The 12,852-nt window shown below is 45.8% G+C and carries 14 protein-coding genes; 6 read left to right on the plus strand and 8 right to left on the minus strand.

Going from position 1 to position 12,852, the window contains the following annotated elements; genetic code table 11:
- Positions 1-127: 127 nt before the first annotated feature.
- A complete protein-coding gene (locus L1D44_RS03270) occupies positions 128-613 on the minus strand; it encodes a YajQ family cyclic di-GMP-binding protein (RefSeq protein ID WP_239888805.1) in 486 nt (161 codons plus the stop codon).
- A 158-nt stretch (positions 614-771) separates the two neighbouring features.
- On the opposite strand from L1D44_RS03270, the gene L1D44_RS03275 reads away from it, so the two are divergent.
- From L1D44_RS03275 to L1D44_RS03295, 5 genes are all read left to right on the plus strand, one after another.
- Positions 772-1,143, plus strand: coding sequence for a VanZ family protein (locus L1D44_RS03275; protein WP_239888846.1), 372 nt, complete (start codon positions 772-774; stop codon positions 1,141-1,143).
- A gap of 6 nt (positions 1,144-1,149) precedes the next feature.
- A complete protein-coding gene (locus L1D44_RS03280; protein WP_239888806.1) occupies positions 1,150-2,106 on the plus strand; it encodes a 2-dehydropantoate 2-reductase in 957 nt (318 codons plus the stop codon).
- A 175-nt stretch (positions 2,107-2,281) separates the two neighbouring features.
- Entirely contained in the window at positions 2,282-3,778 is a 1,497-nt protein-coding gene (locus L1D44_RS03285) for a sodium-dependent transporter (protein ID WP_239888807.1), read from the plus strand.
- A gap of 20 nt (positions 3,779-3,798) precedes the next feature.
- A complete protein-coding gene (locus L1D44_RS03290; RefSeq protein WP_239888847.1) occupies positions 3,799-3,879 on the plus strand; it encodes a MetS family NSS transporter small subunit in 81 nt (26 codons plus the stop codon).
- A 164-nt stretch (positions 3,880-4,043) separates the two neighbouring features.
- A complete protein-coding gene (locus tag L1D44_RS03295) occupies positions 4,044-4,739 on the plus strand; it encodes a phosphatase PAP2 family protein (RefSeq protein WP_239888808.1) in 696 nt (231 codons plus the stop codon).
- 50 nt (positions 4,740-4,789) lie between these two features.
- On the opposite strand, the gene L1D44_RS03300 is transcribed toward L1D44_RS03295, so the two are convergent.
- The 6 genes from L1D44_RS03300 to L1D44_RS03325 all read right to left on the minus strand — a co-directional run bounded on the left by L1D44_RS03300 (position 4,790) and on the right by L1D44_RS03325 (position 11,247).
- Positions 4,790-5,665 carry a DMT family transporter gene (locus L1D44_RS03300; RefSeq protein WP_239888809.1) on the minus strand — a complete coding sequence of 292 codons (876 nt, stop codon included), beginning with the start codon at positions 5,663-5,665 and terminating at the stop codon, positions 4,790-4,792.
- A gap of 212 nt (positions 5,666-5,877) precedes the next feature.
- A complete protein-coding gene (locus L1D44_RS03305) occupies positions 5,878-7,440 on the minus strand; it encodes an AbgT family transporter (RefSeq protein WP_239888848.1) in 1,563 nt (520 codons plus the stop codon).
- Between the two features lie 230 nt (positions 7,441-7,670).
- Positions 7,671-8,519, minus strand: coding sequence for a 3-deoxy-8-phosphooctulonate synthase (gene kdsA, locus L1D44_RS03310; RefSeq protein WP_239888810.1), 849 nt, complete (start codon positions 8,517-8,519; stop codon positions 7,671-7,673).
- A gap of 69 nt (positions 8,520-8,588) precedes the next feature.
- Positions 8,589-9,857 (minus strand): DUF819 family protein, encoded by a 1,269-nt coding sequence (locus L1D44_RS03315; protein WP_239888811.1) that lies wholly within the window; start codon positions 9,855-9,857, stop codon positions 8,589-8,591.
- Between the two features lie 206 nt (positions 9,858-10,063).
- A complete protein-coding gene (locus L1D44_RS03320) occupies positions 10,064-10,852 on the minus strand; it encodes a tetratricopeptide repeat protein (RefSeq protein WP_239888812.1) in 789 nt (262 codons plus the stop codon).
- Positions 10,852-11,247, minus strand: a complete 396-nt coding sequence (locus L1D44_RS03325; protein WP_239888813.1) for a SirB2 family protein — start codon at positions 11,245-11,247, stop codon at positions 10,852-10,854. The genes L1D44_RS03320 and L1D44_RS03325 overlap by 1 nt, the downstream gene beginning before the upstream one ends.
- Before the next feature lie 209 nt (positions 11,248-11,456).
- Here L1D44_RS03325 and L1D44_RS03330 point away from each other — a divergent pair, with 209 nt between their 5' ends.
- Positions 11,457-11,879, plus strand: coding sequence for a GNAT family N-acetyltransferase (locus L1D44_RS03330; RefSeq protein WP_239888814.1), 423 nt, complete (start codon positions 11,457-11,459; stop codon positions 11,877-11,879).
- 102 nt (positions 11,880-11,981) lie between these two features.
- Here the strand turns inward: L1D44_RS03330 and prmC are convergent, their stop codons facing one another.
- Positions 11,982-12,824, minus strand: a complete 843-nt coding sequence (gene prmC, locus L1D44_RS03335) for a peptide chain release factor N(5)-glutamine methyltransferase (protein WP_220770620.1) — start codon at positions 12,822-12,824, stop codon at positions 11,982-11,984.
- Between the last annotated feature and the right edge of the window lie 28 nt (positions 12,825-12,852).

The raw sequence follows: 12,852 nt of genomic DNA on the forward strand, positions 1-12,852 counted from the left end.
ACCGGAAAGAACCTTTGCCCTCCAATTGATGGTTTAAGATTAAAAACAACAGGATAAAAAAAGACGCTTAAAATTTAGTTTTTAAGCGTCTTTAATAATTTCTTCATCGAAAACTTAAGTGTGCAAGCTAATCACGGAAGTTATTAAACTGAAATGGCTGTCCAAGCTCAGATTCACGAGCCAATGCCATCACGGCTTGCAGGTCATCACGTTTCTTACCCGTAACACGAACCGAATCACCTTGAATCGAAGACTGCACCTTAAGCTTGCTGTCTTTAATGATCTTAACCAATTTCTTAGCGACTAGGGTTTCAATACCCTCTTTAAACTTCACTTTTAAAGAGAAGGTCTTGCCGCTGTGAACTGCTTTCTCATCGACATCCATAGACTTAGGATCGACATCGCGCTTACTCATCTGCATACGCAAAATATCGACTAACTGACGACATTGAAAGTCATCCTCGGCCGTTAAGGTTACGACATGGTCTTTATACTCGATGCTGGCTTCTTTGCCGCGAAAGTCAAAGCGACCTTTCAATTCACGAACTGAATTATCAACCGCATTACGCAGTTCAACTTCATTTACTTCTGAAACAATATCCATTGAAGGCATAAGTTTGGTCCTTAAAAATTTGCTGTAGCTGTATTTTACGCACAGAGCCTGTGAACTTGAAGCAAATAAACCATTAAAGCAAAGGAAATTGTGGGTTATTGATGACTTTGCTAACGGGTTTTCTTATGATTGAAACAAATAACCCAGATGAATACGACGTGATAAACAGACAAACAATTTTTAAATGGGCACTGGCGATAATGCTTATTCTGGTGAGTTACTTGGTTTTTTCAAAACCTAGCTACCCCACAGGGATCCCTAACTTTGATAAAATTGGTCACGTTGGCAGCTTCTTCATTTTGTCCTACCTGACCTACTTAGCCTTTAAGCCTAAGTGGTACATTCTGGCTGTTATTTTGGCAGGCTACGCAGTATTTATCGAAGTAGTACAATCCCAGCTCTCTTATCGCAGCGCCTCTTTCGCCGACTTTATTGCCGACATGGTCGGTATTTCACTGTTCTACTTTACCCATTGGCTTTATTGCCGCTACTTTAAAACGGCTAAGCTCACCGAACCCGACCCTCAGTAACCAAACATGCCTTCAATATCATCGCCACAGACAACCCCTAGACAGATAACCATATTAGGCGCAGGAGCCATTGGTCAGCTCATCTACCACCAGCTTGCTAAAGCTTACCAGCAAACTGGGGAGCGACTTAACTTTATCGGCAAAGAGGCTCATTCCGCCGTTATCCCGCTTACATTCAGCGCGCTTGATGGTAAACAATTCATTCGTCACGCCAAGTTTATAGGCCTTGAAGATTATGCCTTGCAGCTTGCCCATACCGAGCTCCTGCTCGTCTGCGTTAAAGCGTATCAAGTCAAAGCGGCACTTAACTCGGTATTGCCTTACCTGTCCGCCGATACTCACATTCTGCTGCTGCATAATGGTATGGGGCCGCATCTAGATGTTCAGGCAGACATTGTAAATCGTAGCTTAAGTCTAGGTACGACCTCACAAGGCGCGCTAAGAGTAGACAGGTACCATGTTAAACAGACGGGAGCGGGTCTGACGCAACTTGGGCCATTTATTGGCGCCGAGCTAAATGAGGAGCTGAAAGCATTATTGCTGAGCAATATTGACCAAAGTACCTGGCATACCGATATCTTACCGCTGCTTTGGCAAAAACTGGCAATCAATGTAGCAATAAACCCCTTAACGGCTATTCATGATTGCCCTAATGGTGAACTCGCCAAGAGCGAGTATCGCGATACGATAAACAGAGCCGTCAGTGAGCTAGTCGAGGTCGCCAGCGCCGATGGTCTCACGCTCGACAAAACCGTTTTAATGGAACGTGTATATCAGGTCATAGGACTAACCGCACAGAACTTCTCCTCTATGCATCAAGATGTCTATCATCAAAGGCAAACAGAGATAGATGCGATTAATGGTTTCGTTCTCAAACGAGCCAAAGCCCACCACATCCCAACGCCTGTTAATCGGGCGCTAGCCCAGCAGATAAAGCAGCTAGAAGCTAAATACACTGCTTAGCCTCATGGCATGGATAGCATTACAGTCCATGCCGAGTGAACCTCTGGTATTTATCATTAAAAAATTAAGCATTTCATAAAGTAAAAACCTCAAGCAAGTTCTTTAATTGTGACTAAAATTAATCCTGTTGGCCCTATTTACAATGGTGTAATAGGAGAAAAGACAGGCGCATTCAATGCAAAGAGAGCAATGGAACTCCAGGACTGGCTTTATTCTAGCGGCTGTAGGCTCGGCAATCGGCCTTGGCAATATATGGCGCTTCCCCTATATGGCCTACGAAAATGGCGGCGGCGCCTTCTTTATTCCCTACCTGTTTGCCATGCTCACGGCAGGCATCCCCTTTATGATAATGGAGTTTAGCCTTGGCCATAAGTATCGCGGCGCGGCGCCAAAGATCTTTGCCCAGCTCGGTAAATCACTTGGCTTTAGGCTCGAGTGGTTAGGCTGGTTTCAAGTGTTTATCGCTGCGGTAATCGCTATCTATTACATAGCCGTTATTGGCTGGGCTATCTCCTACTTGACTTTCTCTATATCCCAAAGCTGGGGAACCGATACCAATGCCTTCTTCTTTAACGAATACTTGCAATTAGGCGATAACTCCCCGACAAAACTAGGCTCAATACAGTTCCACATTGCCATTCCGATGGCGATTGCCTGGAGCATTACCACTTTGGCAGTTTATAGCGGTGTAAAAGGCGGGATTGAACGTGCCAGCAAGATAATGATGCCACTGCTGTTCATTATGGTGCTGCTCTTTATTGCGCGGATTATTTTTCTGCCTGGGGCTTTAGAGGGGCTTAACTACCTATTTCGCCCAGATTTCAGCATGATTTTAGATGCTAGAGTTTGGTCCGCAGCCTATGGCCAAATATTTTTCACTTTAAGTGTCGGCTTCGCCATTATGCTGGCGTACTCTAGCTACCTGCCTGAGAAGTCAGACATTAATAACAATGCCTTCATGACGGTACTGATCAACTGCGGCTTCTCTATTCTAGGCGGTATCATGATCTTCTCTGTTCTCGGCTATATGTCCGAAGAGCAAGCAAAACCGATCACAGATGTGGTCTCCTCAGGTGTGGGGCTGGCCTTTGTCACCATACCTGCCGCGATCAATTTATTACCCGCTCCCTATATATTGGGCCCGCTATTCTTCTTAGCCTTGGTCGTGGCAGGTATTAGCTCACATATCTCAATTATCGAGGCAGTGGTCTCAGCAGTCATAGATAAACTGTCTATATCACGAAAAAAAGCCGCACTGCTGGTTTGCGGAACGGGGTTTATGCTCTCCATGGCTTTTTCGAGCAACGGTGGATTGTTATTACTCGACCTAGTCGACTACTTTATTAATAACATCGCCCTACTCTCTAGTTGTCTTGTCGAGCTGATTATCCTTGCCTGGCTATTTAAGATTGCCGATATCCGCGACTACGCCAACCGTTGTAGTGAGTTTAGTATCGGCAAGTGGGCTGAGATCTGCTTGCGTTTTATCGGTCCCATCATGCTGGCAATCATTCTCGTTAAGAACCTTATCAATACACTGACCCATGGCTACGGTGATTACCCCATAGTCGATCAGCTATTTCTCGGCTGGGGATTAGTGGCTAGCATGCTATTTGTCGCCATCTTTATCAGTGTCATCTCTAGCAATAACTCACAGGAGCCCAAAGCATGAGTACCGGAGCCATTATTATGATGATATTCGCTTTACTCATCACCTGGGGAGGCGCAGCAGTCTGCATCTCCATAGCGATGAAGGCATCAAGAAGAGGCTGACTCACTTGAGTGAACCGTTGATGAAAGCGATAAGGGAGCCTAAGGGCTCCTTTATCGGTATTAGCCAGATGACTAATCAGTTTTAATATGCTGTTTTTGATAAACTTGTAGTTAAGCCGAGGTGGCAATACACTTCAAGCAATCCTATTAGAGTCACCATTTCAATGAATCAAGCAGATAATCAATCGGCATCGACACACAGCCCAGCCTCAAGCCAACGCCAGGTATATTCGCTGCGCAGTTGTGTATGGTTATACCTAACCGCAATTAGCTGCACAATTTTTAGCGTGCTGTTTTTAGACCGGCCGATATCAACTTGGCTGCATCACAATGTTGATGTGAGTGTCATCTTTAAGCCCCTCAGCCAGATGCCTTTGCTATTCGAGAGTCTCGCAGCCATCATTATTCTTGCTTGCTTTTATCCCGCCTGGCGTAACAAACTTGGCTCCATGGCGCTAACACTGGTATTAACCCTGATTATTGCCAGCATCGCCAGAGTCGGCGCCAAATTTGTATTTGGCCGCACCTGGCCTGAAACCTGGATCCACACCGAGACGGGCAGCAATCTATCCTGGATCCACAACGGCGTAGAGGGGTTCCATCCTTTCGCAATTGGCGCGGCTTATAACTCCTTTCCCTCTGGGCACGCCCTATTCACTTTCGCCCTGATTAGTGTTTTCTGGTGGCGCTTTCCCAAACTTTATCCTGTGTGGCTACTGGCGATGCTCGGAGCTATTGCCGGCCAATTAGGTCAGAACTATCACTTCCTTGGCGACCTACTCGCCGGAGCAATCTTAGGCGTCTTATGCGCTCAGATAGCGATCTGCTTTAGTAACAAGTTCGCTATGGCAACGCCCTAAAATGGATGCCTTCATGCTGAGGCTCTAAAAGGCAGCATTAACACCTTAGGCTAGCTCCACATCACCAAGATAGCGGCAACAGCAATCAGAACCAGTCCCAACATATCTTTGATTTTCACCTTGTCTTTGAGCCAAAACGTGGCGATAAGCAAGGTGAAGAACACCTCCACCTGACCAAGGGTCTTAACATAGGGCACGGCTTGCAACGACATGGCACTAAACCAACCGATTGACCCTAGACAACTCGCGCTACTGGTAAGCAGTGTCAACTTTGGCCTTTGCAGTAATCCCTCTATGGTGTTCTTGTCTATGGCATAAGCGTAAATCAACAGCATCGTTGTCTGTATCGAAATCACCAACAGCAGTACCCAAGCGGCGCGATGGGGAAAAGGCAGATCTAGGTTAAGGCTTGCCTCCCTAACCCAAAGCGACGTCAAGGCAAAGGCGGTGCCACAAGCGAGCCCAAGTAAAACGGTTGATAAAGAGAGCTGTTTAAAACCTTGCTTGCTGCTCATCATAAACACCGCAATACCGCCAATGAGCACACCTATCCAGCCAAGCAGCGACAAGTGAGTACCAAAAAACACGACACCTAAAATCGCGGCAACCAAGGCTTCGCTCTTGGCAAGCCCCGCACCGACCGCAAAGTTTTTCATCTTAAAAAGCTTCACCATCAGAGCGGTTGCCAAGATCTGCATCGCCGCCGCGCCGAGCACATAAGCGCTAAATTGAAGAGTGATATACGGCAGGCCTACGGGTTGCCATGCATAGAGGCCTAACACGTAGATAATCGCGATTGGCGTTGCCCAGATAAACCGCGCCAAGGTGACGCCTGCAATATTCACCTCTCTACTAAGCTGGCTCTGAAAGGCATTGCGCCATGCCTGCATCGAGGCTGCTAAAAGAGTAAATAAAATCCAAGCCATATAGCGTGAGCGCCTAAAATCAAAAACGCTATTATGCCTGTAGATGCAAGCCAAAGGGGGATTAGTATTAGATACTGAAAATAACTCTTGGTGATAATCTAATAAAAGCGCTAGAAACACATTCCGAGCTAAGACAACAAGCTAAAAAAAGGGCAACGTCGATACGTTGCCCTTATTTATCACGGTAACTTAACTCGTTAAACGCTATAGCTCTATAGCCCGTAGGTGTAGCTAGCGCCTAAGCCAAGCGGGAAGCCTAGTGCCCAATAGGCCAGCAACCAAACACTCCATATCGACAGTAGTGCTAAGCTAAATGGCAACATCATTGAGATCAGCGTACCGATACCGATGTTCTTCACATAACGCTGACAGTAAACCACCACTAATGGGAAGTACGGCATCAAAGGCGTAATAATGTTAGAGCTTGAATCGCCTACACGATAAGCCGCCTGCGATAGATCGGGGCTGATATTAAGCTGCATCAACATAGGTACCAATACCGGCCCAATCAAAGCCCACTTAGCCGAAGATGAACCGACAAACAGGTTCACAAAACCCACCAGAATAATCATACCAATAACGGTAATCTCGGCAGGAAGATTAAGTGCTTTAAGACCACCAGCACCTTCAACAGCAATGAGTGCACCAAGGTTTGAAGCTGAGAATGCGGCAACAAACTGAGCACAGAAAAATGCCATCACGATGTAATGAGACATGCCGGTCATCGACTTCGACATCGCCTGCACCACATCACCCGATGTTTTAAAGGCGCCAGTCATATAACCATAGACAAGACCAGGCAACAAAAAGAAGATGAAAATCAGCGGCACGATTGACTGCATCAAAGGAGCATTAAAGCTAGTGAGAGAACCGTTCCCATCTCGCAAGGTTGAGGTCTCTGGAATGGTTAGTGAGAAGAAACCCACAATTGCCGCTAGCATTATCGCCGATGCGACACGGAAAGCTTTAAGCTCAGTAGCGCTCACCTCTTCCATAGCAGGCAGATCCACTTCCTCATGATTAACCTTATGGGTGCGGTTTAAACGCGGCTCTAACACTTTATCGGTGAGGTACCAGATAATCAATGTGATAGGGATACAAGATGAAGCCGCAAAGAACCAGTTATTTAACGGGTTAACTTCAATATTAGGATCAACAATTTGTGCAGCAGCTTGGGTAAAGCTCTGCAGTAGAGGGTCGATACCCGATGGAATAAAGTTGGCACAGAAGCCGCCAGACACGCCAGCAAATGCTGCTGCGATCCCCGCTAACGGATGGCGTCCAACGGTAAAGAAAATCACACCGGCCAGTGGAATCACCACCACGTAACCAGCGTCAGTTGCGGTATGAGAAATAATACCAACGAGTACTACCGCAGGCGTTAAAAACTTCATTGGCGTGACTTTAAGCATCTGCTTAAGCGCGGTATTAATAAAGCCTGAGTGCTCGGCAACCCCGACACCTAACATGGCTACAAGCACGACACCAAGCGGAGCGAAAGCAGTAAAGGTGGTAACCATAGAGGTGAGAAAGTGAGTAAGCGCCTCCGCACTCAATAGGTTATTAACGACAATCGGCGTATTGGTTCGAGGATCGATAGAGTCGAAGCTGACACCAGATAGCAATGCCGATAGCGCCCACACTGCAAACATCAAAATTAAAAACAGCATCGCAGGATCGGGTAACTTATTACCCACTCGCTCGATGCCATCGAGCGCCTTGCCTAAAAAGCCTTGTGCGCGCTCATCGCCCAACACCTGTTTATCTTCCTTCATCATTCAACCTATTATTTTTGATAATCCTGATTAATTACCCCCTAGCAACTCGGATAAGTCGATAGGGGCTAATTCACACCGAACATTTTTATAGCAAAGTAGCATATCGCTCAAGCCTGTATTTAAACTTAAAATATGCACTAAGCTAAGCAATGTAATAAAAAAGCCCTGTAAAAATACAGGGCTTTATCTAGCTTCATCACAAAATCGTGATGCCTGCTCTAAAAAGACTACTTACTAGTGTCGATTGGTTCAAAAGATTTGACCAAATCGTCAATCGCCTTCATCTGTGTTAAGTAGTTCTCTAACTGGTGTAGAGGTAACGCACATGGGCCGTCACACTTAGCGTTATCAGGATCTGGATGAGCCTCAATAAACAAGCCTGCCAAGCCGAGTGCCATACCGCTACGAGCAAGTTCAGTTGCTTGAGCACGGCGACCACCTGCACTATCCGCACGTCCACCAGGACGTTGTAGAGCGTGGGTGGCATCGAAGATCACTGGGTAACCCGTTTGCTTCATCTCATCCATGCCTAGCATATCAACAACTAAATTGTTGTAACCGAAGCTTGAACCACGCTCACATAGCATAATTTCATCGTTACCTGCTTCGTTAAACTTAGTGATGATATGACGCATTTCATGTGGTGCAAGGAACTGCGGCTTCTTCACGTTAATGATGGCGCCAGTTTTTGCCATAGCGACAACTAGGTCAGTTTGACGCGCCAAGAATGCAGGTAATTGAATCACATCAACCACCTCGGCAACGGGAGCACACTGGTGAACCTCGTGTACATCGGTGATCAAAGGCAGGTTAAAAGTCGACTTGATCTCTTCGAAGATCTTCAAGCCTTCTTCCATACCCGGACCACGGTACGAATTAACTGATGAGCGGTTTGCCTTATCAAAAGAGGCCTTAAACACATAAGGGATCCCTAGCTTTTGGGTCACTTCAGCATAGGTTTCTGCAATTTTCATTGCTAAGTCACGTGACTCAAGTACGTTCATACCGCCAAACAACACAAAAGGCTTATCGTTTGCGATCTCAATCGAACCTAAACTAATGATTTTATTGCTCATCAATCTCTTCTCTCTTCGTGAGCCAAGACCTATGTCTTGGCATTTATCAAATAGGCTTGCGCTGCAGCCTTAACTGGCTACAGCTTGTAAAATTTGGCCACAAATCCACGCCATATAGGTGCCTAAAGCATAGCCTAATACCGCGAGTAACACACCCACTGGTGCTAATGCTGGGTGGAATGCTGCAGCGACCACTGGCGCAGATGCGGCACCACCGACGTTGGCTTGACTGCCCACAGCCATATAGAATAGTGGCGCCTTAATTATTTTAGCAACGATCAGCATAAAGCTTGCGTGCACTAGCATCCAGATCATACCAATGGCAAAGTACCAAAGGTTGTCGGGATCGGCTAACTTCGAGACATCCATGTGCAAACCAATCGTTGCCACTAGGATATATAAAAATGCCGATGCAACTTTCGATGCCCCCGCCGCTTCAATGTGTCGTACTCGTGTAAAGGATAAGAGTAAGCCTATTGTCGTGACCGTGACGATTAACCAGAAGAACTTAGAGGTTAGGCTGTAGTCTCGAGTCCATGGGTAGTTAGTTTCAAAAAACGGCCCTAATAAGTCGGCGACGATATGAGCAAAGCCAGTCACACCAAAGCCTATGGCAACAATCATCATCAAGTCGCTCAAGCTCGGAATACGCGCATTTTCGGCGTGATACTTCTCTACTTTATCTTTTAGCGCCTCAAGTGCAGTCGTGTCAGCCCCGGTTTTAGCGTCTATTTGCTTCGCCTTTGATGCCATAAACAGCAGCACTGCCATCCAGATATTCGCCACGATAACATCCACCGTTACCATGATTGAGAAAATATCACCGCCTACATCATAAATCTCTTTCATGGCAGCCTGGTTTGCACCGCCACCAATCCAACTACCGGCAAGAGTAGTCATACCGCGCCATACAGCATCGGGACCTGCAACACCGAGTACCTCGGGATTCACCGCTGACACAATAAGCAATGCAATCGGCCCACCGATCACAATCCCCACCGTTCCCGTCAGAAACATCACAATCGCCTTGGGGCCTAGCGATAGAATGGCCTTCAGGTCGACACTCAAAATCAGTAACACTAAACATGCGGGTAACAGGTAACGCGATGCGACAAAATAAAGTTGCGATGCATTACCATCAATAATATCAAATGTGTTTAACAGTGACGGTAAGAAATAGCACATCAACAAGGCCGGAACGAAAGTGTAAAACTTCTTCCAAAATGGATGGCTACTATTACTGGTGTAAAACACAAAACCTAGCACTACAGCTAGAATACCTAATGCGGTGGCGTCATTTGTCACCAATGCACTAGTCACTGAATCCGTACTACTCATGAACTCTATCCCCTTGGTATTGGCAATCATTTGCCTACTTATTATTTTTTTACTTCAATTTGTTGGTGTTACTTTTAGATCTTATTTTTTGTTTTATTTTGGCGCGTCTGTCACTTCATTTTGAAAGTGGCGCTCTATTTTAAACTAGCCCTATATACTCGCGGCTATATCAACACAAAAGGGCCGCTAAGGCCCTATTGCTTTACTTAGTGGAAAGTTTCAACTTCCTCTTTAAGTTCTTTTAATTGCATTTTCACCAGTTCTATCACCGGATCATGCGGGCTATTTTCCACAAAGTGGGTTAAATCTGCTGTGGCGACGCTAATGCAGCCAAGCTGTTGGGCAATAAACGCACGTTCTCGATTGAGGTTTAAATCATCGCTATGCCATTGAAGCAATAAGTTGCAACACTCCATTGCAGGCTCGAAGCTATGGCCAACAATACAGCCCGCTTTCATCTCATGTAGCATGCGAGAAATAATGCGTTTGATGCTCGCAGGCTTTAAGTAACTAGGCTTAAACTTAGCCCCATTACCCAGCTCTCCACGCACAAACACATGCAACTGGTGCTTAGTCAACTCCGCACCTGTTAGTGGGTCTATGTAGCGAACTTCATCATCAATTCGACTACAAAGTACGGTATGGCCGGGCAACAGTAACAGCTCTAGCTTTAGATCCAACTGCTTAGCAAGCAGCATCAATACGGTCGCTAACGTGGTGCTATTACCTTGTTTAGATGTTAAGCATTTACCTAAGTCAGCAGCTTCTGCACTGTAATACGCCTCTCGCGGACAAAAGCCTAAATCGTTATAGAACCACCTAAGTAATCCATTTAGACGTTCGTGCCTATCAACCACATAAAAGCTTAACACTGAACCAGCTAACTCGAGCCAAGCCCAGTTGGCATTTTTCTGCTTAGAAAAGCCTAAGTGTTCAGCAATTTCAAAGGCTGTCTCGGGTAGTCGGATCGAGTCTTTTTGTGTTAAGTCAGCCATTAACCGAGTAACACCCCTTGCTTAAGGATCGCAAGTTTAGCTGCATAAACAACCCAACCAATTGCGCCAAAAGCAGCAAATACCTTAAATAGCGTATTACGGTTTGCTTTCAGCGCTATAGTTGCCAATAGAATATAAGCCACAACCGCACCAAGCTTTTCAGTCATCCAAGGATCGACAAATGGATACTGCTTAATAGAGAAGCACAGGATTAATCCTGAGATCAGCAAGAAAGTATCGATAACATGTGGGGCAATCTTAATGACTTTCTTTTCCATAACTGGCGACTTGCGTAGATGCAGTACAAAACGCACTAAGAAAAACAATACGCTAGCTGCGATAAGCGTCATATGCATGTGCTTAAACGCTGGGTATAAACCGTAAAAAGTTTCCATGATAAAAATCTATTAGCCGATAAAGGCGGCTAGTGTACCCCATACATTAATCCATAACCAATATCCCGCCACGGCAACAGGAAGAAGCGCACAAAGTTTAACCAAAGCCGGTGTTCCAGAGATTAATTGCAAACTTGCTGCCCTGACAGCTTTTGCCTTATGGTGTTATGCCATTGCTTGAGCCTGATAATAAAAAAGAGATACAAATAATGAGCCGAGATACGCTGTTTACCCAAGACGATAGCGATGAGTTTGCCGATACCATTAAGCAGAAAATTGCAGAGTTTAACTGGCAACATTGGGAAGTGTCAAAAAGACTGCCTCTAGGACTTAAGCTTGAAGACGATAATGGCCAACTTGTTGCGGGACTTGCCGGTAGAACCTTTGGCAACTGGCTTATGATAGACAATCTATGGGTCACTGAAAGTCTACGAGGACAAAAAATCGGTCACCAACTGCTTACCGAGGCTGAAACCATCGCCAAGGCCCGCGGTTGCCAATCTGCAATCTTGGATACGCTAAACTTTCAGGCTAAACCATTTTATGAAGCGAGAGGTTATCAATTAAAGTGGACCCAACAGGCCTACCCTAAAACAGGCTGTAAATATTTTATGGTAAAACAACTCACCTAACAAACTCGGCCTAATAATGTGTCCCCAACGACAGAGTCCCCTTTTGGGCTAAAATGAAAAAAGGCACTAACAATAGTGCCTTTTTAAACCTGCATCAGAGTACTACCTAGGCCAGCGACCTAATGTACAGCGGTCATTACTGCCAAAGTCACGAACCGTGGCCACATTTTCATAGCCTAGCTCAATTAACTTCTCTCTTAACTCGATAGCTTGCTGATAACCGTGCTCAAGTAATAAGTAACCACCAGGAGCTAAATAATCACGCGCCGACTCTGCAATGTAAAACAGATCGGCAAAACCTCTCTGAGGTGCGGTTAATGCGCTGGCGGGTTCAAATCTCACATCACCTTGAGAAAGGTGTTCATCTTCCTCATCGATATAGGGTGGATTAGACACGATCAAGTTAAAATCATAGCACTCGACAGCGTCAAACCAGTCACTTTGAAACACATCAACTTGATCAAGCTTTAAATTGGTACGGTTTTCTTTGGCTAACGCCACCGCATCTTCAACTTTATCAATCGCACACACTTGCCACTCACTACGCTCATGGGCCAGTGACAGAGCGATAGCTCCAGTACCAGTCCCCAAGTCGAGCACCTTGGCATTTTCAGCCAAAGGCAGGTTTAGCGCAGTTTCAACCAGAATTTCAGTATCGGGACGTGGAATAAGCGTGGTCGGGTTTACCCTAAATGGTAACGACCAAAACTCCCTCTCGCCCACAATATGCGCAATCGGGTTACCCCGCAAACGCTTAGCTAACATCTGTTTAAACTCAAACACTTGCTCGGGTTCTAAGCTTCTGTCTGGCCAAGTGTACAAATAGCTGCGCGGCTTGTTAATCACATGAAGCAACATCACCTCAGCATCGAGTGATGCCGAGTCTGAAATGCTTTCAAGCTGAGAAGAGGCCCACTTAAGCGCCCCTGAGATAGTTAATTGCAAGGAATATCCTTATTCATCTGTAGCACAA

Origin of the sequence: Shewanella sp. Isolate13, assembly GCF_022398325.1 — a bacterium.
Lineage (GTDB): Bacteria > Pseudomonadota > Gammaproteobacteria > Enterobacterales > Shewanellaceae > Shewanella.

Bases quoted from the DNA above. Each gene is read 5' to 3' on its own strand.
- L1D44_RS03280 (WP_239888806.1), top strand. From the start codon at position 1,150: ATGCCTTCAATATCATCGCCACAGACAACCCCTAGACAGATAACCATA.
- L1D44_RS03300 (WP_239888809.1), bottom strand. From the start codon at position 5,665: ATGGCTTGGATTTTATTTACTCTTTTAGCAGCCTCGATGCAGGCATGG.
- L1D44_RS03315 (WP_239888811.1), bottom strand. From the start codon at position 9,857: ATGAGTAGTACGGATTCAGTGACTAGTGCATTGGTGACAAATGACGCC.
- L1D44_RS03290 (WP_239888847.1), top strand. From the start codon at position 3,799: ATGATATTCGCTTTACTCATCACCTGGGGAGGCGCAGCAGTCTGCATC.
- L1D44_RS03270 (WP_239888805.1), bottom strand. From the start codon at position 613: ATGCCTTCAATGGATATTGTTTCAGAAGTAAATGAAGTTGAACTGCGT.
- kdsA (WP_239888810.1), bottom strand. From the start codon at position 8,519: ATGAGCAATAAAATCATTAGTTTAGGTTCGATTGAGATCGCAAACGAT.
- L1D44_RS03285 (WP_239888807.1), top strand. From the start codon at position 2,282: ATGCAAAGAGAGCAATGGAACTCCAGGACTGGCTTTATTCTAGCGGCT.
- L1D44_RS03295 (WP_239888808.1), top strand. From the start codon at position 4,044: ATGAATCAAGCAGATAATCAATCGGCATCGACACACAGCCCAGCCTCA.
- L1D44_RS03305 (WP_239888848.1), bottom strand. From the start codon at position 7,440: ATGAAGGAAGATAAACAGGTGTTGGGCGATGAGCGCGCACAAGGCTTT.
- L1D44_RS03325 (WP_239888813.1), bottom strand. From the start codon at position 11,247: ATGGAAACTTTTTACGGTTTATACCCAGCGTTTAAGCACATGCATATG.
- L1D44_RS03330 (WP_239888814.1), top strand. From the start codon at position 11,457: ATGAGCCGAGATACGCTGTTTACCCAAGACGATAGCGATGAGTTTGCC.
- L1D44_RS03320 (WP_239888812.1), bottom strand. From the start codon at position 10,852: ATGGCTGACTTAACACAAAAAGACTCGATCCGACTACCCGAGACAGCC.